We start from the raw sequence: 25,146 nt of genomic DNA on the forward strand, positions 1-25,146 counted from the left end.
CTTTTCTGGATCTATCTATATTAAATGTACCCAGTTAATAGCTTTTATGGAGATTTTGACTGGAGATATTCAGCAGATAGCATCTACATAGATATAACCAGACTGTTCACAGATTAAAAGGTCACAAACCATCAATGTCGCAGTTTTATTTTGATACAGAAAACAACGGTCGTAAATCCTTTGAATTACCAGGTGCTAAACCTCACTATAACCCCGACCGACCTGGACAAGTAGAGCACATTTTTCTTGATCTGTGGTTAGATATTCCTCACCAAAGTTACCAAGGTACTTGCAGCATTCGCCTATTACCAATTCGCAGTGGTATTAACCGGTTGACTTTGGATGCGGTCAACCTCAAAATTCAGTCTGTCTATGTAGACCAGATAGGGCAAAATTTTGACTATAATGGGGAAAAGCTGTTTATTCAACTGTCTCAACCCACAGAGATTGGTCAGCATTTATTGATTGCGATCGCCTACTCAGTGGAAAAACCCCAACGGGGTATATACTTTATTCAACCAGACCCACACTATCCCCACAAACCCACTCAAGTTTGGACTCAAGGGGAAGACGAGGACTCTCGTTTCTGGTTTCCCTGTTTCGACTATCCCGGACAACTTTCTACCTCAGAAATCCGGGTGCGGGTTCCCAAAGATTTAATGGCTATTTCTAACGGTGAACTTATTGATACCCAAGAGCATGGGGAGGAAAAAATCTACCATTGGTCACAAAAGCAGATTCATCCTACCTACTTAATGACTTTAGCCGTCGGTGATTTTGCGGAAATTTATGACCAGTGGCAAGATAAACCCGTTACCTACTACGTAGAGCGCAGGAGAAAGGATGATGCTCTACGCAGCATGGGGAAAACTCCCCGGATGATGGAATTTTTAAGCACTAGGTATGGTTATGCTTATCCTTTTCCTAAATATGCTCAAGTTTGTGTAGATGATTTCATTTTTGGGGGGATGGAAAATACTTCCACAACCCTATTAACAGATAGATGTTTGTTAGATGAACGCGCAGCTTTAGACAATCGCAACACAGAAAGTTTAGTTGTCCATGAATTAGCTCACCAGTGGTTTGGTGATTTGCTGGTGATTAAACATTGGTCTCATGCTTGGATTAAGGAAGGTATGGCTTCCTATTCGGAGGTGATGTGGACGGAACATGAATATGGTGACCAAGAAGCGGCATACTATCGATTATTAGAAGCTAGAAGTTACTTAAGTGAAGATAGCGATCGCTACCGTCGTCCTATGGTCACCCATGTTTACCGGGAAGCCATAGAACTTTATGACCGCCATATCTACGAAAAAGGGTCTTGTGTTTATCACATGATCCGGGCTGAATTAGGAGAAGAATTATTTTGGCGAGCTATTCAAACCTTTGTCGCCGATAATGCCCATAAAACTGTAGAGACAGTAGATTTACTCAGAGCCATCGAAAAGGCTACGGGGCGTAACTTAGCTTTCCTGTTTGACCAATATGTTTATCGTGGTGGTCATCCAGAATTTAAAATAGCTTACTCTTGGGATGGGGATGCTAATTTGGCAAAACTGACGGTGACTCAAACCCAAGCAGACAAGAATAATACTAAAGATTTGTTTGACCTGAAAATTCCCATTGGTTTTGGCTATACCCAACCCGGTCAACCCGTACAACTCAAGACTTTTACAGTGCGGGTGAATGAACCAGAACAAAGCTTTTACTTTCCCCTAGCAGAAAAGCCCCAATTTGTCAGCTTTGATGTGGGCAATAATTTCTTGAAAACTGTTACCTTAGAATATTCAGTACCAGAGTTAAAAGCACAGTTAGAATCTGACCCTAACCCTATTTCTCGCATTTATGCAGCGGTAGCTTTGGCAAAGAAAGGGGGATTAGAAGCTACCATGGCACTGTCAAATGCACTGAAAAATGATTCATTTTGGGGTGTTCGGGTGGAAGTGGCTAAACAACTGGGGGAAATTAAGTTAGATCAAGCCTTTGATGGCTTAGTCGCAGGATTAGAAGATGACAGCCCTTATGTGCGGCGCTCGGTGGTAGAAGCATTGGCTAACATCAAAACCTATGACAGTTACAAGGCGGTGAAAAAATTACTGAAAAATGGTGACCCCAGTTACTACGTGGAAGCCGCAGCTAGTCGCTCACTTGGGTGCATTGCATCTGTGAGTTTGGGGGAAAAACCCCGGGAAGAAAAGGTAATTAAGCTGCTAAAATCCGTTTTAGAAGAAAGGTCTGGTTGGAATGAAGTTGTCAGGAGTGGTGCTGTGGGTGGCTTGGCTGAATTGAAAACCTCCGAAGCTGCTTTAAATCTCCTGTTAGAATACAGCCAACTGGGTGTACCTCAACCTTTACGCCTAGCTACAATTCGGGCTTTAGGTAAGATTTCTGTCGGTCAAAATCCGACGAATTTAGAACGGATTTTAGCAAGGTTGTCAGAACTAGCCAAAGAAACCTTCTTTTTAACTCAAGTGGCTGTGGTGGTGTCCTTGGGACAAATGGAAACTCCCAAAGCTATAGGAATTTTGCGATCGCTAGCTGACCAAGCCGTAGATGGCCGTGTGCGCCGTTATGCTGAAGAAGAGATTTCCCGGGTGCAAAAGAATGTCGGTACTGACAAAGCTCTGCGCCAAATGCGTGAGGAACTAGACCAAATCAAACAGGAAAATCAAGAACTCAAAAGTCGCTTGTCTGATTTGGAGGCTAAATATAGTAGTCAGTAATTGTTGCTGATTGTCTGTGTTTTAATTGACATTTGCCGGAAAAACATAGCTGTAGCTATGTTTTCCCCTTCTCCCTACAGGGTAAGGGTTATTAATTAATTCACTAATTAATATAACTTGCTGAAGAGAAAGTTAAAATTTCCTTTCTCCCACTGCCCAATGGCCAGTGATCAAATATTTGTACTTTTATGAAGTATAATTAAGGAAAAGATAAAAACCTCTGGGCCGTAGTGTAGGCTGTTTTAGACCTGAAAAGGCCGCCGAGCATAGGACCCAGAAACCATTTAAATATCCTAGTTGGTCATAAAAACTACCAAAATTCCCAACTGCCAATTAATTTTGTGAGTAGGGATATAAAAAACGAAACTATATAATTCCCAGTTGAAGAGGTATGTAAAGGCGTGGGTCAGTATCAACCTGGTCAGCTACAACGCTACAATGCAGAGGCGATCGCTCGCCACTATCGTTACCGTCCCTGGCTTGCTTGGGGGCGAATGTTAAAAATTATCTGGTCTTTTGCTGGCTTTATCTTGAGTCTCAAGTGGGACGAATGGCAAGATCAAGTTGAGGAAAACAAAGGTAAACGGGCTTCCCAGTTACGAGAACTACTCACTAGACTGGGGCCAACATTTATTAAAGTTGGTCAAGCCCTATCTACTCGGCCGGACTTAGTCCGCAAGGATTTCCTAGAAGAACTGATCAAACTACAAGACCAGTTACCACCTTTTGATAATGCGATCGCTTATCAAATCATTGAAACCGAGTTAGATCGACCAATTAGCGAAGTTTTTAGCCAATTATCACCTAACCCAGTAGCTGCTGCTAGTTTAGGGCAAGTTTATCGTGGTCGTCTATTAACTGGGGAAGAAGTGGCGGTGAAAGTACAACGCCCCAACTTACGCCCGGTAATCACCCTTGATCTTTATTTGATGCGCTGGATGGCTGGATGGCTAGCGCCTTGGCTTCCCCTGAATCTCGGTCACGATCTGACTTTAATTGTAGACGAGTTTGGCATCAAGTTATTTGAGGAAATTGACTACATCAATGAAGGTCGTAACGCCGAAAAATTTGCTAGTAACTTTCGCAACGACACCCGAGTCAAAGTTCCGGCAATTTACTGGAGTTACAGCAACACCCATGTTTTAACTCTGGAATGGATTAATGGCTTCAAACTCACAGATACTACCAGAATCAAACAAGCTGGTTTAGATCCAGAGGGAATCATCCAAATTGGTGTAACTTCAGGTCTACAACAGCTATTAGAACATGGCTTTTTCCATGCTGACCCCCATCCCGGTAATTTGTTTGCTATGCCAGATGGACGTATGGCTTACATTGATTTCGGGATGATGGATCAGCTAGAGGAATCCACCAAAGAAAGTTTAGTAGATGCCTTAGTGCATCTAGTTAACAAAGACTACGCCGATTTAGCAGCAGATTTTGTCAGTTTGGGTTTTTTGACACCAAATACAAATATTGCCCCCATTATCCCAGCCTTAGAATCAGTATTGGGAAATGCTATTGGTAAAAATGTCAATGAATTTAACTTTAAAACCATTACTGATGAGTTCTCGGAACTGATGTATGAATATCCGTTTCGAGTTCCTGCTAAGTTCGCCTTAATTATTCGTTCTCTGGTAACTCAAGAAGGGATTGCCCTGAGCCTCAACCCTAATTTTAAAATTGTCGAAGTAGGTTACCCCTACATAGCACGACGACTACTGACTGGGGAATCTCCAGAATTAAGGCGGCGACTGCTCAATGTGTTGTTTAAAGATGGTCGATTCCAATGGCAACGCCTAGAGAATTTAATCCAAATCGCTCGTACTGACGGCAGTTTCGATGTCTTACCTACAGCACAAATGGGACTACAATATTTGCTGTCTGAGGAAGGTAAATTTCTCCGCAGACAATTAGTATTGGCACTTACTGAAGATGACCGTCTCCATACCGCAGAAGTTCAACGCCTGTGGAATCTCGTCAAAGATGACATTAAACCGAATCGGTTGTTAGATGCAGCCATGAGTATGTTGACCCAGTTATCCACAGAGGGCGTAATGGCTATCATTCCCCCATCTGCTTTCGGTAATTTTAGGCTAAACAGTCAAAAATCCCAGGTTTAAGTTTTTCACTCTCTTACTTTTTCATATAAATTCGGAGTTTTCATGTACTATTACCCGGCAAATCCACCCTATTTTCTGCTACTAATTGGCTTTTTAATAGCTTTAACTTCTGGTATAGCTTTATCTGGCACACTCAAATTAATAGTACAGCAATGGCCAAAAAATAGTGCCGAAAATACTAAATCTGGTTCCCCGCTCAAAAAATTACTAGTGCCATTTCTGGGAATTACTACTGGTGTTTGTCTATTTCTCTCCTCGGGTTTAGAGATATTTGGCTTTCCTTCCTTATTGGCGGCGGCGGTGGGATTACCAGTTAGTATCTTGACTTGTCTACTGGTTTGGTTCCAACTGGGAAGTATGCTCAATTTTGCTCAACGGGAAGGAATGCAAGCTCTAGATTTAGATTCTTGAGCATAACAGGATTTTTGGTTAATTAGAGCTGTAGGGACATTCCACAAGTCTCTACAGTTTTTTGTTTTTCAAATAAAATGTGTGGTCATAGTTACTAAAAATATAGTCAAATATAGCCTTTTTCAGGCTAATGAAGTACACATCAATTGCCTATTCCCTATTCCCTATTCCCTATTCCCTATTCCCTGTTCCCTATTCCCTGTTCCCTGTTCCCTGAAACTAAACAACTTTGTAGCTCACGACCATGGGAAATGCTATATTTTTACCTTGGTAAGGTCTACACCTTACTGGGCTAACTACAAGCCTCTCTACTGAGTTTCCATCAAAGATAGAGTCCCCAGCTACCTTTCTTAATATACTTGAGTTGATATTAAAATAATCATAAGATAATAACTAAGTTTTCGGCTCCTGAATTTGAGCTTGGGGAAGTTGGGAGGGGTTGCACAGTGGCTGATGATAAAAGTACAGGAAGCCCAAAAATTATTGATGAGCAAGAGTTTTTTTGGCCTTTCTGGTTGACATTGCCACTCTACCCTTATGGCAAGCGGCAAACAATCCGTAAGGAGGTAGTCAGAGATACTATCTGGACCTTTGATCAAATCCAAGGAATTTTCTATGTTGTTGTGCCGATTCGCATGACGGTAGTTAAGCTAGAACAGGGGGGGCTTTTGGTCTATGCTCCCGTTGCGCCCACTCCAGAATGTATGCGACTAGTTCAAGATTTGGTGGCAGAACATGGGGATGTGAAGTATATTATTTTGCCCACCATCTCAGGATTAGAACATAAGGTGTTTGTGGGTCCGTTTGCTAGATGCTTTCCCCAAGCACAGGTTTTTGTCGCCCCTGACCAGTGGAGTTTTCCCATCAATCTCCCCCTCAGTTGGCTGGGGTTACCTGGTAAGCGAACCTATGTATTACCACTGGAGAGCAAAAAAACACCATTTGCTGACCAATTTGACTATGCCATTCTCGGACCGATTAATCTCGGTCCGGGTCGGTTTGCTGAGGTGGCATTTTTCCACAAGCGATCGCACACCCTACTAGTCACAGATTCGGTGGTATCTATATCAGCAGATCCGCCCCCCATCGCCCAACTAGATCCTTATCCCTTGCTATTCCATGCCAAAGATGCAGCATCGGATATTCTAGCAGATAATGCCATCAATCGCCGCAAGGGATGGCAACGTATTGCTTTGTTTGCTTTGTACTTTCGTCCCAGTGTGTTAGAAATCATCAGCTGGGCTACAGTGTTAAGTCAGGCGCGCAAAGCACCCAATCGCTCACGGAAAGCCTATTTTGGCTTATTTCCCTTTAAATGGCGCTCACATTGGCAGCGCTCCTTTGAACTCCTCAGAGGGGAAGGTCGTTTGTTTGTAGCACCAATTTTGCAGACCCTGATTCTCAACCGCGCCCCCAGAGCAACCCTTAGCTGGGCTGACAAGGTGGCAAGTTGGGATTTTGAGCGGATTATTCCTTGTCATTTCGACGCACCTATCACAGCACAGCCCCATCAATTTCGTCAAGCATTCTCTTTCCTAGAAAAGCATCCGCCTATCAGTGGAGAGAGTAATAGTTACCCTTTACCAGAGGAGGATTTTAAATTACTCAGAGAAATTGATCAAGGTTTAAAAAACATTGGTATTGTGCCACCAGCACAGGAAAAAGTGTAAAACGTAGTTTGATTATGACCCATTCTAAAATATTCACTACACCTTTAGACCTGCAAGAAATTTACCCCTGTCCTCTGTGTGGGGTGGGAAAAATTTCCCAAATGCCCATGATGGAAACTATGGCCTGTGACTTCTGTAATGAGATTTTTATTGTCAACCAGGAAGAACAACAAATCAAAATGCCTTCTCGCCAACCGCCACTGATCTGGCGCTGGAATGGCTTTAACTGGACAGAACCCCAACTAGAGGGGGTGGAATTTGGTTGGGGTTACGGTGTAGCTGCCATTGCGTTTGTGGTGATTCCCACAACTATCATTGCTTTAGCTGCTTATTACTTACCCCCAATATCTCATGACCCCATTACTTGGTTACCATATATTTGGACGGTATTCACTTTTGTGTCACATTTATCAATTATTATGTGGATATTGGTAGAAATTTATCAGACTCCCGTGGCCGCTTATTGGCGAGCTATGCATCGATGGAGAAATAGAATCCTCAGTAACAGGTGATTAAATATACTGTAAATATATCATATAGGAATTTAGCATCAAAAGGTTACTTATGAACTGAGTTAGCTCAGACACGCTTGTATAATATTTAAATCTCAGCTAGAGAAAAGCTATTCTAAAGAATCAATGCTTGTGGATAATTACCCACCCAAGGGCTTGGCTGCACCGGAATTATTAACAATTCCCACATGAAGACTAGACTGGAGTAGGTTTGATCTGGGAGCTGCATCACTCATACTTAAATTGACTGTTGAGAAAAATACCTGATGAGCGAGATGGAGCAGTATTATCGAGTTTTGGAAATAGAACCTGGAGCCACACTTGAGGAAGTCAACCAGGCTTATAAAGACTTGGTTTTCATTTGGCATCCTGATCGCATTCCTCAAGATAATCTTCGCTTACAGAAGAAAGCCCAAGAAAAGCTCAAAGCTATTAATGAAGCTCGTGAGCAATTACGATCTTTAAATGGTAAACACAAACATATTCCTCATTCTCCAGTATCTGGACCCCAAAAACCTCCCCCAAGTACCTACAAACCACCCCGGACTAACCCGGATTTGAGTGGTAAGAACTTCAGTGGCTCTAACTTGAGCAACAAAGATTTATCTGGCAGAAACCTGAGTTATGCTAACTTGAGCGGCGCTGACCTGAGTGATACTTTTATGCATAAAGTTATTCTCCGGGGGGCAAATTTATCTCAGGCCAATTTGTTTAGAGCTAATTTACTTTTAGCCGACCTCAGAGAAGCTAACTTACGCTCTACTAATTTAATTGGGGCTGACCTTAGTGGCGCTGACCTGCGCGGAGCCGACTTGACAGGGGCGCGGATTCGTTCAGGCGATCGCCTACTGGTAAAATTGATTGGTGCTAATTTAGCTGGTGCAATTATGCCCGATGGTGCCATCTATAGTTAACAATCAGTTTGATTTATGAACATCGCCATTATTGGTTGCGGTTACGTTGGTTATGCAGTTGGTCAATTCTGGCAGCAAAAAACCAATTTTTTCATCACTGCTACCACAACTTCCCCTGAGCGTGTCCCCACATTAAAAACTATAGCCCAGAAGGTTATAGTTACCCAAGGAAATGACCCAGAGGGGCTAAAAGCCGTACTGGAAAATCAGGATATTGTCCTGTTAAGTGTTGGGGCAAAAGGGGTAAATTTATACGAAGCAACTTACCTGAAAACCGCTGAAAATCTGGTGAATCTTTTACCAGATTTTCCGACAATCAAGCAGATAATATATACCGGTAGCTATTCAGTTTATGGCGATCATAACGGTGGATGGGTAGATGAACAAACCCCTGTTACACCCACTCATGAGACGGGCAAAATTCTCCAAGCTACTGAGAATATATTGCAAGGTGCATCTAGTGAGCAGGTTCGTGTTTGTATACTCAGGTTGGGAGGTATTTATGGACCTGACAGGGAACTGATGAAAATATTTAGTAGAGTTCCTGGTACAACTCGCCCCGGTGATGGTGGAGATGTTACTAATTGGGTTCACCTGGATGATATTGTTGGGGCGATAGAATTGGCACGTCAACAGCAATTAGTAGGGATTTATAATCTGGTAAATGATGCTTATTTAACTAGTCGAGAGTTGCTCGATCGCTTATTAGAAAAACATGGCTTACCCAAGGTAGAATGGGATGCTACTGCTAAAAGCAACCGTCCATATAATGCCAGAGTATCTAACCGAAAAATCAAGGATGCTGGATATAAATTCATTCACCCAGATTTTATTTTTTAAAACAAGCTAATTACTATGGTTAATTCACTGAATATCAGAATATCTCCTACCCAGTTTTATACCTGGAACAATTATTCTTGTGCCTATGAAATCCATGAACCAGCTAATTCTATCAATGACGGTATACCTTTACTTTTAATTCATCCCATTGGTGTGGGTTTGTCGCGGCAATTTTGGCAAAGGTTTCGCCGCCAATGGTATCAAACAGGTCATAAAAATCCTATTTACAATCCCGACTTACTCGGATGTGGTGAAAGTGATATGCCCCATGTGGCTTATACTCCTAAAGATTGGGCGCAGCAACTACATAAATTTCTAGTAACGGTAGTTAAAAAACCTGTAGTAATTGTAGTGCAAGGGGCATTATTACCTGTAGCCATAGAGTTAGTACAGCAACAATCAAATTTAATTCTGGGGATGATTTTAGCTGGGCCTCCATCTTGGCCGGTAATTACTAAAAACTCATCAATATTACAGCAAAAAATAGCTTGGAATATTTTTGATTCCCCTTTGGGCAAAACTTTTTATCGCTATGCACGGACAGAAAAATTTTTGCGTTCTTTCTCAATTAGGCAACTTTTTGGGTCGGAGCATGCTGTAGATCAAGAATGGTTAAATATGTTATTGGTAGGGGCGGAAAATATAGAAAGTCGCCATGCAGTATTTTCGTTTTTGGCTGGGTTTTGGCGACAGAATTATAGTAGTTATTTAGCTTGTATCAATCAGCCCACATTAGTAGTTTTAGGAGAAACTGCATCGAGTATTAGCAAAGAAGGGAAACAAGAAACACCAGATGAACGCTTGGCTGATTATCTGGGCTGTTTACCTCAAGCTAGGGGTATGAAAATACCGGGACGCAATGTTTTACCCTATGAATCAACAGGGGAATTTGTAGAGGCGATCGCCCCATTTATTGCCCAGTTAGAAGCTGTACAATCTTGACAAAACTCCCATGGCTAAAAACCAAGGGATTCTCAAAGGATATTACGAAGCAGGCTGAATCCGTACCTCTCCAAATCTAGATAGTTTCAGCCACTGAATCAACTGGTGTCTGAGGAGCTGGTTCAAATAAAGTCAAGTCGAACCAAAAAGTTGTACCCACTCCCACCTCACTCACCAGATGCATTTGACTATGATGGCGTTCTATGATATTTCTGACGATAGATAAACCTAATCCAGTACCTTCTAGGGTGTGAACACGATTTTCCACACGGAAGAAACGGTCAAAGATCGCCTGTTGGTCTTCTGGGGCAATACCAATACCAGTATCAGAAACTTCCACCCGGACATCAGAACCCGGGATGTGTGAGTCAGGGTTGGTATGCAGTTGATAGGCGCGAATGGCTACTTGACCACCCGGTTGAGAGAATTTGAGAGAATTACCGACTAAATTAGCTAAAACTTGTAATAATAAATCATAATTGCCCACAACTAAGGGCAAATCAGGGTCGATTTCCTGAATTAATTGAATAGCTTTGTCTTTAGCATTAAGTTCATAGGTCCGCAGGGTTTGTTCAATAGCCTGTGATAAATCTACACCATCAAAGTTGTAGGTACGTCCAGATTCCAGTTTAGACAAGTCCAAAACATCGTTAACTAAACGGGTAAGTCTATCAGTTTCATTATTAACAGTCTGGAGAAAATCCTGTCTTTGTTCCACACTCAAATCTTCGCCATACTCATGCAAAGTTTCGATAAAAGATTTGATATTAAATAGAGGCGTACGTAATTCGTGAGAAACATTACTAATAAATTGGCTTTTTGCCTCATTGAGTTCTACCTCACGAGTAATATCTTGGACGGTGATGGCAATACCTTTGATGCTCTCCCGTTGGAGATTGAGTACAGTAGTCAAGAGAATGCGGATAGTGCGTTTAGTGGCTGAGTTCAAATGAATACGGAACTCGGCGCTGTCACATTCACCAGCGGCCATCTCGTACAAAGGACGGGTAATTTCCATCTGCACTGCGGAGGGTAAATGATGTAAAACATTACCGCCTTCAACTGCTATCCCTTCCCAGCCAAAAATCCGCCGAGCTGTGGGGTTAACTAAAATCACCTGCATACTGTTATCAATTAAAACAGCACCATCGGCGATGGTAGAAACCAGGGTTTCCAGCTTGGCTTTTTCTGCTGTTAGTTCCTCAATATTTTGTTCCTCATAGCGTTCTAGACGCTCGGCCATTTCATTAAAGCTGAGAATTAGCTCTCCGAGTTCCCCACCTAAAGGTAAGTTAATCCGCTGCTTGAAATTACCAGTCGCAATTTGTTTCACCCCTACTAATAGTTCTTTAATGGGCTTAGTAATGGTCAAAGCATTAATAACTCCTGCCAAAATCACCATGACCCAAATCGTGATAAAAACCGCAATAGTCACATCACGGGTGAAATTAGTAGAAATAACTGCGGTTTGGTTGGGATTGATGCCAATGGCCAGGACACCCTGGTATTTTTGGTCTACAATGAGGGGAATAAAGACATCGGTAACTACTCCATCGGGAGTTGTATGTTGCCGCACCATGGGTTTTTCCCGATCTGCTTTAGCAGCACCGCTGGCGCTATCATCGGTATAATTTTCTGGTAGTTGTATACGCCGCTCAATGGTGAGGGAGTTTTCTACCTCTTCCAAAAAAGGAATACCAAAAAATATTTTCCCTGTTTGGTCAGCATAGAGCATATAACGCACACTAGAGGTGCTGCTGTAGAAGCGTTGGGAAAATTGAGCCAGCTCTGTCAAGTTGTGGTCAGCGATCAGGGGAGCAACGTTTGCAGCAAGTAGTAATCCCAGGTCACGACCAAAGCGGGTGTCATTCATGCGCGCATCTTGCTGAATTGTATTCACAGCCCAGAATGTGAGGCCACTCATGACCAAGGACACAACTAAGGTGGCCACAGCTAACAGTTTGGTCTGGAGGGTGAACTCTGACCACCAGTTAGTAATTGCTTCTTGGATTGTTTTTAATGGAGCGAGCATTGTAAATCAAGTTGTTAGTAGTTTTGGTTATTTAACCCCAACCACTAAAAAATTAACAGTTAATTTGATCAAGATGTTAATTGCAAGATGAGGTTAGGTCAGACATGGCAAGTTTCCAGGTGAGGAAATTAAATATAGCAGAGGTTTATTGACCGTGCTACATGATTGACACTCCCCACGGCTAGAAGCCTGGGGATTCTTGCTTCACGGGGATTCCAATGAATTTACCCTCTGCAAGCATCTTGACCGTGTGCCCCACGGCTGCAAGTCCGCGTATAGCGACTACCTGAGCGGCTGCAACATCTCTATTTGTTGTATACCCGCAATTTGAACAAACATGAGTACGCTCCGACAGTTCTTTTTTACCAGTCTCAACTCCACAATTAGGGCAAATTTGGCTGGTTTTACGTGAGTCTACCTTTTGAAAATAGACATCGCGCTTAAAACAGGTTTGTTGAAGGATATTAAAAAACTGACCAAATCCAGCATCCAGGCAATGTTTACCTAGGATTGAACGGGACAAACCAACTAAATTTAAATCTTCAACAAACACCATCCCGGCGTTGTCACAGATTTGATGAGACAACTTTCTGTGCCAATCTTGACGACAATTAGCAACGTACTCATGTAATTTCGCAACTTTCTTTTGTGCTTTGCGCCAATTGTTCGAGCCTAACCGTTTTTTGGCAACACGCTTTTGCAGCAATTTCAGCTTGCGTTCGGCATCTCCAAAAAATCTCGGACGTTTGATTAAAAGACCATGAGAAGTTGCTATAAAATTCGTGAGACCGACATCTATTCCTACTGGTTCCCCATGTGGCAGAGGTTGGGGCATGGCTACATCCCACTGTACTGTTAACATGACGTACCACCCAGAGGCACGCTTAACTACACGCGCCTGTTTAATCACGCCTCCATCTGGAAGTGAACGGGATTGACGGACTTTGACCAACCCAATTACAGGTAATTTTACATACCTATTGGTTAATGGATTTACTCCTAATTGAGAAAAGGAAAAAGAACGCATTCGCCCCTGTTTCTTAAATCTGGGAAAGCCATGATTTTGTTCCCACATACTAACAAAAGCTTTTTCCAGTCGTCTTAATGTTTGCTGCAAAGATTGAGCATTAACACGTTTTAAATACTCATTTTTCTTGCGTGCAACAGTCAGAGACTTACATTGACTTGCAAATGTGGGACGAGGTGTATCAGCAGGAATGATGTAACAACTATGAAGGCTGCAAGCATTTACCTGGCAACTACGAGACTGATACCAGTCTTTACGCTCTGCCAAAGCATGATTGTAAACCCGTCGATGAGTTTCTAACCATTCTTCAAATATTGCTATTTGTTTTTGAGTTGGTTTGAGCTTAAATTCGTAGGTCAGATTAAACACTTGCATCACCTCCTGATGACATTATATATTTGATACTAATATTTTTCAAGACGATTTTTAGGAATGCGACTCAAGTCGCGATAGCGAAGCGCTGCTGCAAGCAGATCGCACTATACCCCCATAGTTGGAAACCAGGGGCACTGTGGGCATTTTTTGGTAGTTGCTCTCAAGGATGGGGACGGGGAGGAGGGAAATACTCACAGTTGCTGGCTTGCTCAGATACGCGGTATCTATGATACCGCCTGATGTTTTTTCTAGTTGAGGACTCGATGACCGATATCTTGGCGGTAATATACCCCCTGAAATTGGATTGATTTGATTCCAGTGTATGCTTGAGCGATCGCTTGCTGGAAATTTTCGCCGATGCCGGTTACATTTAACACTCTTCCCCCATCTGTGACTATTTCTTGTTGCTGGTTTAATTTTGTACCTGCATGAAATACGGTTACTCCTGGGGCTTCAGCCTCTTTAATTCCAGTAATCACTTTACCTGTGTCGTATTTCCCAGGATAACCCCCTGAAGCAGCGACCACAGTAGCCGCAGCCCCTGGTTTCCAAGCTATGGGGGGCATTTCCCCTAAACGCTGCTGTACACAGGCTAAAATCAATTCCTCTAGGGGTGTTTCTAACAGTGGCAAAATTACCTGAGTTTCCGGGTCACCAAAGCGACAGTTAAATTCTAACACTTTGAACTCACCATCGGGGGCAATCATCAAGCCTGCATATAGCACCCCCCGATAGTCAATACCTCTAGATTTTAAACCGGCGATCGCTCTTTCTAAGACTTCAGTTTGAATGCGTGCCATTAACTGGGGTGTAGCAATGGGTGCAGGGGCGTAAGCTCCCATCCCGCCGGTATTTTCCCCTGTATCGCCGTCTCCAATGCGCTTATGGTCTTGAGCGGGGAGCAAGGGGCGAATAGTTAACCCATCAGTCAGGGCTAAAACTGATACCTCTTCCCCAATCAAGCATTCTTCCACTACTACAAAATTACCAGCACTGCCAAACTGTCCGGCAAAAATTGCCTCAATGGCAGTTTCCGCCTGTTCTTGAGTTGTGGCGACTATTACCCCTTTCCCGGCCGCTAAACCGTCGGCTTTAATAACTATAGGTATTCCCTGGGATTTTACATAGGATTTAGCTGCTGTAGCTTCAGTAAATACCGCAGCCTTGGCTGTGGGAATCCCCGCCTCTTGCATTAAGGCTTTAGCCCAAGCTTTACTAGCTTCTATTTGCGCCCCAGCTTTGACTGGACCAAATACCATGAGTCCTTGACTTTGCAGGTAATCTGTAATTCCCATTGCTAGAGGTACTTCTGGCCCCACTACAACCAAGGAAATGCCATTTTCTAGGGCGTATCGGCTCATCCCCTCAAAATCATCTACAGCCAAGGGTAGGTTCTGACAACGTTCTAGGGTAGCAGTTCCCCCGTTTCCTGGTACACAAACAACTTGCTCAATTTGCGCAGATTGTAACAGTTTCCAAGCCAGGGCGTGTTCGCGCCCTCCATTACCAACAACTAAAACTTTCACTGAACCTTCTGACCAGAAGTGACAACTGCTTTGACAATATCACGAGTTCTGATCCCAAAATCAACTAGTTGTGTGAAGCAAGAATCCCCCACTACGGAGTGTCAATTGGCTAATCTAATCACTTCCCGAAGAGTGCATTGATTGAGAGTCGGTCGAAGGAGATGGTACTGAAATGGGATTCAAGGTAGATATAACAATAGCCAGTAGGGTAATCAAAGCCATAATTAGAAAAATGGCATCTGTGCCTTGCACTAAATTAGGCACAGGTAAGGACGTCACATCTACGGATACCGTAGGTATTTCACTATTACTGACGTTATTTAAACTGGATAAAAGTTCAGAACCGCTAAAACTAAAGACTGAAAAAAGCAGTCCAAACATGGATGTTCCAATGACGATTCCTAGCATTCTTGACAATGCGAGCATTCCAGAGGCTACGCCTAATTGTGCCTGTTGTACCGCATCCATGACGATCTTACTAAGGGGAATAACGTACATTATTAATCCTAATTCTATTAAAATACCCCTAATACAAAAGCCGACGGCGGTGGAATTTAACTGAAGAGTACTCCCAGCAATACATCCGATTAAAAGAAATCCTAGCCCCACAAAAGCAATGCTGCGCCCCCCGAAACGATCAGCAAGGGAACCCGACAGAGGTGAAATCCCCACAGATGCTAGGGGTAAAACAGTTAAGATAAAGCCCGCTTTATCAGGAGAATATTTTAAACCCAGTTCCAGGTACAGCGGAAATAAAAGTTGAATCAGCCCCACAATAATGTATATCATCATAAATAATAATAAGTTGATATTGAGTGGAGGGACGATTAAAAGTTTTAGATCCAGAATAGGATAGTCGATGTGGGATTCAATATATAAAAAGTACAGTAAGCCCACCATACTTAATCCAAGTAACATCACTGCCATGGGACTCATGTAGCTAAAATTTTGTAATTGAGTTGCGCCTAAAACAAAGCTACCGATGGTTATCGTAATTAAGAATAACCCCATAAAATCTAACTGTTTTTCAGTCCCTGCCGACATCCCTTGAGGGACAAAGTACGCAATCATCATACCCGCTGCTAACCCAATGGGAACATTGATCCAGAATAAAAAACGCCAATCCCAAAGACTCATTAATAAGCCCCCTAGTCCTGGACCGATGGCTAAACCAAGGGAAGACAGTCCGGTAACCCAACCAAGAGCTTGTCCTCTTTCTTCTGGCGGAAACATTTCCGTAACCATCGCATTTCGTAAAGCCCAGATTAACACTGCTCCTAGACCCTGTAAGCCTCGAAAAGCAATCAATATTGAAATATTAGTGGCTAATCCACACAGAAAAGAACTGATGGTAAATAGCCCTAATCCTATTAGGAATAATTGTTTTTTATCATAGATATCTCCCAGTTTGGCGACGCCCAAAACCATCGTCGTTAACATTAGTGTATAAATTAGTATCACCCATTGAACAGTCATGAAGGTGGCATGGAACTGTTGCATGAGTATAGGAAGGATGGCGCCAACAATATAAAATTCTGCCGAAATCATAAATGCACTGGTACCAATGCCAACAATTGCCCATTGTTTTTGGGTAGGAGTGGTAAAATTTTTCACGATTTATTTTCGTCAAGATGGGAGGATGTTTTAAAAGTGATGATTAATGTACCATATATTGTTTTACCCCTGCATAACCCTGCCCTTGGTAAGGGGGGATTAAGGGGGGTGAAAATGTGATCAAAATTACGGATGAAAACTTATCAAGCAACCTGTGGGAGAGACAAAAAGAGGAGGGTTAAAAGGAATATCGCTGTTATTCACACTCCTAAAATATCTCTCAGGGTCAGGGGTTCTTTCGGCAAAATACCAAATTTTTGCTGTTTAATATCCAATGTTTCTGGATTGACGTAAGTTCCAAAAATACGATCGCAAAAGGTAAATAGATCGCCTAAATTTTTCTTTTGTAAATCAATATTGCTGGAGTGATGCACCATATGATAGCGCGGGGTAACTAAAACCCATTCCACATATTTCATCCAAGGTTGCCATTGAATGTTGCTATGAACAAAGAACGTAAAAAAGCTATAAGCTGTCACGAAGATTAACGTTAGATTTAGGGGTATCCCTAGGAGTACAAAACCAATGAGATCCCACTTGGCAATAAACTTAGCAACGAGAGAATTTTTGTTTCCCTTTAGCCAATACATTTGATCCTGCATATGGTGCCACTTATGGGATCTCCAAAATGTCATGTTGTGGTGCATTGCCAGATGATAACTATAAGCAATTAAATCTTTTAATAGGATGGCTAAAATAAACCTCAACCACAGGGGACTATGCAGTACCATATGCCAAAGGTATATGTGTTGCCCCCAGCCCGATACAGGCAAGATATAGTGATGCTCAATGTAGCCATAGATTTGAGCGGAAAGAACAATAAAAACCAGGATAATGGGTAGTTCTTTCAAATCCTGAAAAATCGTTTCCAGGTCAATTTGGCGAAGGGGCTGACCGAATTCCCAGATCCAAAGGATTACACCGGAGGTAATGATAATTAAGATGGGGAAAATAAATAAGTATATATACGGTTGTAGAAGGTATATTAATTTTGCCAGCCAAATACCGGCAAGTGAAATATTGCTCGTAGAAAAACCAAAAGCTTGATCAAGATATAACATGGTCTGGTATCTCCAGTAAAAAACCTTAAAAACTGGGGATGAAAAAATGCCATCAACAGTTAAGTGAAGAACAGGGACATATTAGATTTATACTTCTGCTAATGCCAGAATTTCTGAAGTGCTTAACACTCGGTTTTCAAGACGAGCCGTTGTTAGGATCTGATCGATGGTTTCATCAGTGAGGGTTACACCCCAGTGACGCATTAACAATTTAACATTGGCACGACCGCTAAACGGTCCGACTTGAATGTCATAATTGAGGCCAAACAAGTGGGGATTAACTCCAGAATAAATGCATGCGGCTAAATCCTGATTATCATAGGTTTCAGCCTTCAGAATCGCGGAGGCATGAACTCCCATTTGAGTGGTAAAACTATGCTGACCAAACACAGGATATTTGTCGGGGATGGTTAGGTTGCACCGTTGAGCTAGTTCCCAACAATACTGTTGGAGGGGGATCAAAAATTTCTGATTCCAAAGCCCTTGTAAGTGTAGATTAATCATCACCAAATCTAGAGCAGCATTCCCAGAGCGTTCTCCAATACCGAGCATTGTTCCCTGAATACAATCAGCCCCAGCCTCGATGGCAGCCAGGGAATTAGCTAGGGCTAAACCGCGATCATTATGACCATGAAAATCAAGGCGCACGGGGCTATTGTTAGCATCCAAAAAATGTCGAAGATGCTGAATCAACTTACGTGTACCGGAAGGCGTTAAACAGCCCACCGTGTCACAAACGGTAATTTCTGTTGCTCCCTCTTCCACCGCAATGCGACACAAATGTTCAACAGTCTGAGGCTCAGATCGTGAAGTATCCTCCGGTGAAAAATTAACCGGTAATCCCAATTTGTGAGCAAGCTTTACCCCAAACCGGATTAATTCTTCTAACTCATGGATATCCCATTGATCTACAAAGCGACGAATGGGAGAACAGGGTACAAATAAGTGGGCTACAATAGCGCAACCGCTCTTTTGACGGATGCGCTCGATGGCTTGAATATCCGCTTCAACCATGCGCCCCAATAGACCAAGTCGAGGGGTTAGTCCTTTGGCTTTAACTCCTTGACACAGGGCTAAAGCCTCTCGATAGGCGATTTCCTGCCCGGGAAAGCCCACCATAATATCTGTAATTCCTGAGTCACTGGCCAGTTTTAATAATTCCAGCTTTTCCTCTAGGCATGGTAGCCGGGTAACTCCTCCTTCTAAACCATCTCGCAAGGTTTCATCGCAGAGAGTAATCGTTTTTGAGGTGGTTCTGGTTGGTATATTCCAGTTATAAACTAAGTCACTAAGTTGTGGCATTTTTATGAATTTTTATTCCTTGACTTAAAATTACAGCGGTTTTCACAAAAACGACGAACTATCAGTTATTTGCTAAACATTAATTAGTGCTTTAGATTCAGAGAATTCCCGAACTCCTTCTACCAATAAGGACATTCCTTTCTTAAAGTTATCTGTATTCCGAGCTAAGGCAATGCGTAGATATTTTCCACCTTGCTCTGGGTTGTCCCAATAAAAGAATGTCCCCGGTAAGATGTGAACTTTTTTACGTATTTGTAAAAATTCTTGTAGGTCTGTAGCTTGGACATGAGGAGATTTAATTTCACACCACGCTACGCTAGTTTTAGTAAGGTTAGGTACTAAGTCTATGATTTGACCTTTCAACAATGTTTCAAGGGTTGAACGATTTTGTTCTATGGGATCTCGAATCTGAGAAAACTTACTGCAAAATGAGGCGGTAATATACTTAGTAATGAAATTGAGGACAAACGGAGAAACACTTAGTAAATAGCCGTTGTATATTTCATACATCCGATCATATAAATCCGGTGACATTTTTAGTGTCGATACCTTGATTCCTTGAGTGGGAAAAAATTTACCTGTATCTTCAATCACTATGTAACTGATTCCTGATTTCTCTAAAACATCATAAGTGTCGTATAAGCTAATTTGAGAATCTAGCAATAAAAATGGGGCAAAACAATGATCGAAAATTAGTAGCTTGTCCTGCTCCTTACAAAATCTAATAATTTCATTAAATGCGTGTCTATTGTGATCGCCTAAGGTTGTAAATCCAGTAGGATTATTGGGATCTACAAGGAATATAGCATCGGTTTTAACATGGTATAGCAGGTTATCGTAAATTCTTGAACTGTCGTACAGCAGTTCCTCAGGTAAGGCAGAAACTTTAACATTTTGATTCCTCAATACCTGAAATATACTATCAAAGCAAGGTTCAATTAAACTAACACTTAAATGATGATTTGATAAATAATTGGCAACATGAACAATGGCTATGGAGGCTGCATAGTGAAGCATAATATTACCGGAATTGAGACCACTCCTAATCCCGCGAATACCATAAAAAACTTCCAGAAAACGCTCCTCAAAGATTTGCTGTTTATTTTTCTCAGTCTCTAGCCACAGTCTCGGAAGTTGATCAATAGTTGGTATCTGATAGCCGGGTTGAGAAATTTGATTAAAAGCATTAGTGTAATTAAATTCCTGTTCTAATGCCAATTTCTCATGTTGAGTTAAGTTGGTGTACTTTAGCATGATTATTTTATTTCTTTATATCACAAATTGATTTAAATGCAAGAAATTTATTTTTTTGACTTCCTGTGGTTTTTGACTAGTTTTTGGTACTGTAATATGATTTGTTTATTACCGAAAATTTATTAATATTTTTTTTAGTTTTAAGAGGATGTTTGGAAAGTCATGATTAGTGTATCAACTATTGTGTAACCCCACCCTAACCCTCCCCTTGTAAGGGGAGGGGACTGGATTTTATTGTTTTTTGTGTGTTGCCCAATCCTTCCCAATCGTTTTCATTCCCTGTTCCCTGTTCCCTAAAATAAAAATTACCTGTTGAAAACTTATTAAACAACCTCTTAGAGGATGTTTAATAATTTTTAGGCAGTGCAAATTTAAGCAAGTCGCCTAACCATTAAATTCTCCTAGTATAATCTGCCAATCAAGATAGTTAGAGAATGTTTTAAAAGTCAAAGTTAGTTAACGGGACTTAAGGAAAAATCAAGCCCAAATAAAGCCGAAACTAGCTTTAATAGCTAACGCTTATAGCTGGTGTGAATATCACTTGAGCAAATTCTTACACAGCGAGCTTTTCGCCCCTTCCTCTGCGTCAAACTCACGTCAGTTTATACCTTGTAAGCTTTCTTTCCACCCCACCCCCCTTTTAAAATATCTTCTTACCTACTCCTGGGTGGGTCTTGGTGCATGAGGGGACGCAACCCATTTAACCCAGCTAGAATTGCTGAACCATTATGAATCAGGGTCGCTGCTAAGGGATGCAAGCCTAGGGTCATAGTTATTCCTCAAGCTGCTAAATTGGGGAATACTACTAAACCAATATTTTGTTTAATTACCGCTGCGGTTTCACGGGCGATCGCACTAGCTTGTCACCCCTCATCTATATTAAGGTGCTGAAGAGGTTGTCTGTATTTTGGCAGGTTGTTTAATAAGTGTTGATATGTAATTTTCATCACTAGCTGGTCAATATACCCGACTTTTACGAAAATTTATAACTACCTGACAAGATCATAGTCAGAAGTCGGGGATATGAGTCACTAATAAAAGCGATCGCTTTGGGTACTGGGTAGCGATCGCACTGGCGTTTTGTCAGTCAACCGTCAACAGTCAACCGTCAACAGTTAACACCCAGTCGGATTCATCCGACTTAAGCTATCAGACAGGGGTTTCTAACCCCTGGCTCCCCGTGGTCGCTGCTCTTAAACCCTGACCCGTCAACAGTCAACAGTCAACCGTCAACCGTCAACCGTCAACAGATACTTATTTACCCCAGCACCCCGGAGATAAAAGCATTAATCTCGGCTCCTGTGTTTCTCGGTCCTGTGAGTTCACTGGTAAATAGATTAAAGGAACTTTGTAAAATCGCATTGACGTTAGGATTACTCCTAAGTAATAAACCTTGGGTCATTAAGAAAATATCCCCCCCTGTGACTTGACCATTACCATCAACGTCAAAGGCTAATCTGTTCACCCCATTAGTAATTGTATTCCTCAAAGCAGCACCAGTGGTGTTTGTAGCTCCCACGGTTTCAGTGCTAAACAGATTAAAAGAGCTTTGCAGAATCGCATCCACATTCGGATTATTCCGTAACAGCAGATATTGGGTAATAAAGAATAAATCAGCACCGGTCACCCTACCATTACCATCAATATCGGCAGCCAGTCCACTGACTGTGACAGAAGGTACTCCCAATACATCCACATTGGGGTTACCACTGCTACCAGCAAAGTTAACTGTACTTTCTCCATCAAAACCAGCTGTGGTGGTAAAGGGAATATTCACAAAGACACTATCACTGTCAGTGGATTGAAGAGGGCTGATAGTGAGAATTAATTCTTTATCAGTGTTAGGGTCATTATCAGCATTTGCAGCGTCATCAATAATGATTTTGCCGAGTATAGTCCCCGCGGAACTAGACAAATTCACATCCCCAGTGTTAATATTCAGTTCAGAACTATCAAAGTAAATTGAAAATCCTGCAAAGGATATCTGAGAATCGTTAAAGTTATCAAAACGATAGTTTAACGTTATCTCTCCCCTTCCTGGTGTAACCTTGTTGCTTTCAGGGGTAATCAGCAGTTGAGGGGGATTTATTAAATCATCATTGAGAATAGTTCCCGTAGCAGTAGCNCCGGTGCGGGTGGGGCTGGCGGGGTTGCTGATATCGATGATTTGCAATCCTTGACCCCCATCAGCGACATAGGCGTAATTCCCCACTACTTGTACACCCAAAGCAGAGCCAGAGGTATCGTAACCACCGGTGCGGGTGGGGCTGGCGGGGTTGCTGATATCGATGATTTGCAATCCTGAAATCCGATCAGCGACATAGGCGTAGTTCCCCACTACTTGTACATCCCTAGCCGAGTCAGGGGTCTTGTAAAATCCGGTGCGGGTGGGGCTGGCGGGGTTGCTGATGTCGATAATTTGCAATCCTTGACCCCCATCAGCGACATAGGCGTAGTTCCCCACTACTTGTACAGCCAAAGCCTCGCCAGAGGTATCGTAAACGCCAGTGTGGGTGGGGTTAGCCGGGTTGCTGATGTCGATAATTTGCAATCCTGTACTGTGATAAGCGACATAAGCATAATTCCCCACTACTTGTACACCAAAAGCAGCGCCAGGGGTATAGTAACCGCCGGTGCGGGTGGGGTTAGCCGGGTTGCTGATGTCAATAATTTGCAATCCTGCACTCCCACCAGCGACATAGACGTAGTTCCCCAATATTTGTACACCCAAAGCAGAGCCAGAGGTATCGTAATTCCCTACAAAGGTTACTTCCAACTGGTTTAAGATGTAGGCACTCACATTTGTAATAGTGGAAGTATTCCCCGCCGCGTCTGTAGCAGTAATTCCCAGAGTAAAACTGTTAGGTGCGGTTTCAAAGTCATTCGCTGCGGCGGCTACTCCTGCTACTGTCAGGGTAATTACCCCGCTGTTGTTAATGCTGAAGAATCCATCTGGATTACCACTGACAATATTGTAACCTGTAACAGCTACGTTATCAGTAGCAGCCACGGTTCCGACTTGGTAACCTGCGACTTGGTTTTCTGTGTAGCTGAAGGTTTGTCCAGTGGCGATAACTGGGGCGGTGTTATCTGTATCATCATTTTGAATCGTCCCCGTAGCAGTAGCCGTGGCAATAGTGGCGTTATTGGGGTTAGATAGGGTAACGGTAAAGGTTTCATCCTGCTCAAATACCGTATCACCACTGACATTAACTGTAATTAATTGAGATGTTACCCCTGCTGCAAAGGTGACTATACCTGATGGGAAGGTTCCACCTACAAAGTCGGCGGCGTTGGCCGGGTTGGCTCCTGTACCTGTAACTGTCCAGTTAGCACTACTTGTACCTGTGGTGTCTCCAGTACGGGTGACTGTGAAGGTGAAGGGGGTAGTACCTGAGTTAGCCTCTGATTGTACTATATTGGTGGGGGCGACTATTCTTATGAATGGTTGATCAGTTGGGACTTGAGTAAACTCACTCACATCGATGATTTGCAATCCTGCTTCTCTACCAGCGACATAGGCATAGCTCCCCACTATTTGTACACCTTGAGCTTGTCCAGGCGTATCGTAAACACCGGCGCGGGTGGGGTTAGCAGGGTTGCTGATATCGATTATTTGCAATCCTGAACCACCATCAGCGACATAGGCGTAGTTCCCCACTACTTGTACACTTATAGCAAAGCCAGAGGTATCGTAACCGCCGGTGCGGGTGGGGTTAGTGGGGTTGCTGATATCAATAATTTGCAATCCTGAACCACCATCAGCGACATAGGCGTAGTTCCCCATTACCTGTACACCCCAAGCAGAGCCAGAGGTATCGTAAACACCGGTGCGGGTGGGGTTAGCCGGGTTGCTGATATCTATTATTTGCAATCCGGTATTCCAAGCAGCGACATAGGCGTAGTTCCCCACTACTTGTACACCCATAGCAGAGCCTCTATTCTCATTAGAGGTATTGTAACCGCCGGTGCGGGTGGGTTTAGCCGGGTCACTGATATCTATGATTTGCAATCCTGCATCCCCATCAGCGACATAGGCGTAGTTCCCCACTACTTGTACACCCAAAGCAGAGCCAGAGGTATCGTAAACACCGGTGCGAGTAGGGTTAGCGGGGTTGCTGATATCGATGATTTGCAATCCTGCATCCCCATCAGCGACATAGGCGTAATTCCCCACTATTTCTACATCCGAAGCACTACCAGTAGTCCTGTAAACACCAGTACGGGTGGGGTTAGCGGGGTTACTAATATCTATTATTTGCAATCCGCCCCAATCAAAAGAATTAGCCAAATAAGCGTAGTTCCCCACTACTTGTATCCTACGAGTCCAGTGAGAGGTATTGTAATTAATGAAGGGAGAAACATTGAGGGTGATATTGCCTGTTTCACTACCATAACCATCCACTGCTATGTAATAGGTAGTTCCGGGAGTGATGTTGAAACTTACGCGGCTTTGTTTACTATTATCTTCCCCTAAGTCATCATTCTGTGCTACTAATGTCAAACCATCCACAGTATCACCGGTGAATACAGATAACACCGTATCAAAATCACTGCCAATGGTATCTATAATAACTCTGTTGGCAGTAGCTGGAGCGGTCCAACGCCACCAAGCAGAGTTAATCACTCCCTGCTGGGCTGGTTCCCCTACTTCCCCGGTAAACCCGATGTTATTACCGGTGGTGATATTTCTGTTAATGATGATGGCATCGGCAAAGTTGTCATTGGAAGTAATAGGCACAATAGACATAGATTTAAGGTGTTATAAGTACTCGATAAAATAAAGAATATCTGGAGTATAAAAATTCAGATATTCA

General features: G+C 42.7%; 16 protein-coding genes and 1 pseudogene. 8 read left to right on the forward strand and 9 right to left on the reverse strand.

Going from position 1 to position 25,146, the window contains the following annotated elements; all coding sequences use genetic code 11:
- Positions 1 to 134 precede the first annotated feature (134 nt).
- The 8 genes from IM676_RS12330 (at position 135) to IM676_RS12365 (ending at position 10,138) form a co-directional block, all read left to right on the forward strand.
- Positions 135 to 2,726, forward strand: coding sequence for a M1 family metallopeptidase (locus tag IM676_RS12330; RefSeq protein ID WP_200987184.1), 2,592 nt, complete (start codon positions 135 to 137; stop codon positions 2,724 to 2,726).
- Between the two features lie 401 nt (positions 2,727 to 3,127).
- Complete coding sequence (locus tag IM676_RS12335) at positions 3,128 to 4,849, forward strand: ABC1 kinase family protein (protein ID WP_200987185.1); 1,722 nt, start codon at positions 3,128 to 3,130, stop codon at positions 4,847 to 4,849.
- 42 nt (positions 4,850 to 4,891) lie between these two features.
- Positions 4,892 to 5,260 (forward strand): hypothetical protein, encoded by a 369-nt coding sequence (locus IM676_RS12340; RefSeq protein ID WP_200987186.1) that lies wholly within the window; start codon positions 4,892 to 4,894, stop codon positions 5,258 to 5,260.
- Between the two features lie 446 nt (positions 5,261 to 5,706).
- Positions 5,707 to 6,930 carry a DUF4336 domain-containing protein gene (locus IM676_RS12345; protein ID WP_200987187.1) on the forward strand — a complete coding sequence of 408 codons (1,224 nt, stop codon included), beginning with the start codon at positions 5,707 to 5,709 and terminating at the stop codon, positions 6,928 to 6,930.
- 14 nt (positions 6,931 to 6,944) lie between these two features.
- On the forward strand, positions 6,945 to 7,442 hold the full coding sequence (locus IM676_RS12350; RefSeq protein WP_200987188.1) for a hypothetical protein: 498 nt from the start codon (positions 6,945 to 6,947) through the stop codon (positions 7,440 to 7,442).
- Positions 7,443 to 7,708: 266 nt separating this feature from the next.
- Positions 7,709 to 8,356: a pentapeptide repeat-containing protein gene (locus tag IM676_RS12355; protein WP_200987189.1), complete on the forward strand. Its 648-nt coding sequence runs from the start codon at positions 7,709 to 7,711 to the stop codon at positions 8,354 to 8,356.
- A 15-nt stretch (positions 8,357 to 8,371) separates the two neighbouring features.
- Positions 8,372 to 9,196, forward strand: a complete 825-nt coding sequence (locus IM676_RS12360) for an SDR family oxidoreductase (RefSeq protein WP_200987190.1) — start codon at positions 8,372 to 8,374, stop codon at positions 9,194 to 9,196.
- A gap of 15 nt (positions 9,197 to 9,211) precedes the next feature.
- Entirely contained in the window at positions 9,212 to 10,138 is a 927-nt protein-coding gene (locus IM676_RS12365) for an alpha/beta fold hydrolase (RefSeq protein WP_200987191.1), read from the forward strand.
- Between the two features lie 76 nt (positions 10,139 to 10,214).
- Here IM676_RS12365 and nblS read toward each other — a convergent pair whose 3' ends face one another.
- The 9 genes and pseudogenes from nblS to IM676_RS19835 form a co-directional block, all read right to left on the reverse strand.
- Positions 10,215 to 12,170 (reverse strand): two-component system sensor histidine kinase NblS, encoded by a 1,956-nt coding sequence (nblS, locus tag IM676_RS12370; RefSeq protein ID WP_200987192.1) that lies wholly within the window; start codon positions 12,168 to 12,170, stop codon positions 10,215 to 10,217.
- A gap of 181 nt (positions 12,171 to 12,351) precedes the next feature.
- Positions 12,352 to 13,572 (reverse strand): RNA-guided endonuclease InsQ/TnpB family protein, encoded by a 1,221-nt coding sequence (locus tag IM676_RS12375; RefSeq protein WP_449657992.1) that lies wholly within the window; start codon positions 13,570 to 13,572, stop codon positions 12,352 to 12,354.
- A gap of 248 nt (positions 13,573 to 13,820) precedes the next feature.
- Positions 13,821 to 15,098: a phosphoribosylamine--glycine ligase gene (gene purD / locus IM676_RS12380; protein ID WP_200987194.1), complete on the reverse strand. Its 1,278-nt coding sequence runs from the start codon at positions 15,096 to 15,098 to the stop codon at positions 13,821 to 13,823.
- Between the two features lie 114 nt (positions 15,099 to 15,212).
- Positions 15,213 to 16,712, reverse strand: coding sequence for an MFS transporter (locus IM676_RS12385; RefSeq protein WP_225880344.1), 1,500 nt, complete (start codon positions 16,710 to 16,712; stop codon positions 15,213 to 15,215).
- A 200-nt stretch (positions 16,713 to 16,912) separates the two neighbouring features.
- The gene (locus IM676_RS12390) at positions 16,913 to 17,773 is read right to left on the reverse strand and encodes a sterol desaturase family protein (protein WP_200987196.1); all 861 of its coding nucleotides are present in this window, start codon (positions 17,771 to 17,773) and stop codon (positions 16,913 to 16,915) included.
- An 87-nt stretch (positions 17,774 to 17,860) separates the two neighbouring features.
- Positions 17,861 to 19,075, reverse strand: a complete 1,215-nt coding sequence (locus IM676_RS12395) for a LeuA family protein (protein ID WP_200987197.1) — start codon at positions 19,073 to 19,075, stop codon at positions 17,861 to 17,863.
- A gap of 72 nt (positions 19,076 to 19,147) precedes the next feature.
- A complete protein-coding gene (locus tag IM676_RS12400; protein ID WP_200987198.1) occupies positions 19,148 to 20,329 on the reverse strand; it encodes an aminotransferase class I/II-fold pyridoxal phosphate-dependent enzyme in 1,182 nt (393 codons plus the stop codon).
- A gap of 653 nt (positions 20,330 to 20,982) precedes the next feature.
- A pseudogene (locus IM676_RS20215) lies at positions 20,983 to 21,192 on the reverse strand (hypothetical protein); the annotation flags it as partial.
- Between the two features lie 395 nt (positions 21,193 to 21,587).
- Complete coding sequence (locus IM676_RS19835) at positions 21,588 to 25,079, reverse strand: Calx-beta domain-containing protein (protein WP_225880345.1); 3,492 nt, start codon at positions 25,077 to 25,079, stop codon at positions 21,588 to 21,590.
- Between the last annotated feature and the right edge of the window lie 67 nt (positions 25,080 to 25,146).

It is taken from the genome of Anabaenopsis elenkinii CCIBt3563, assembly GCF_015245355.1.
In the GTDB taxonomy this organism is placed as follows: Bacteria; Cyanobacteriota; Cyanobacteriia; order Cyanobacteriales; family Nostocaceae; genus Anabaenopsis; species Anabaenopsis elenkinii.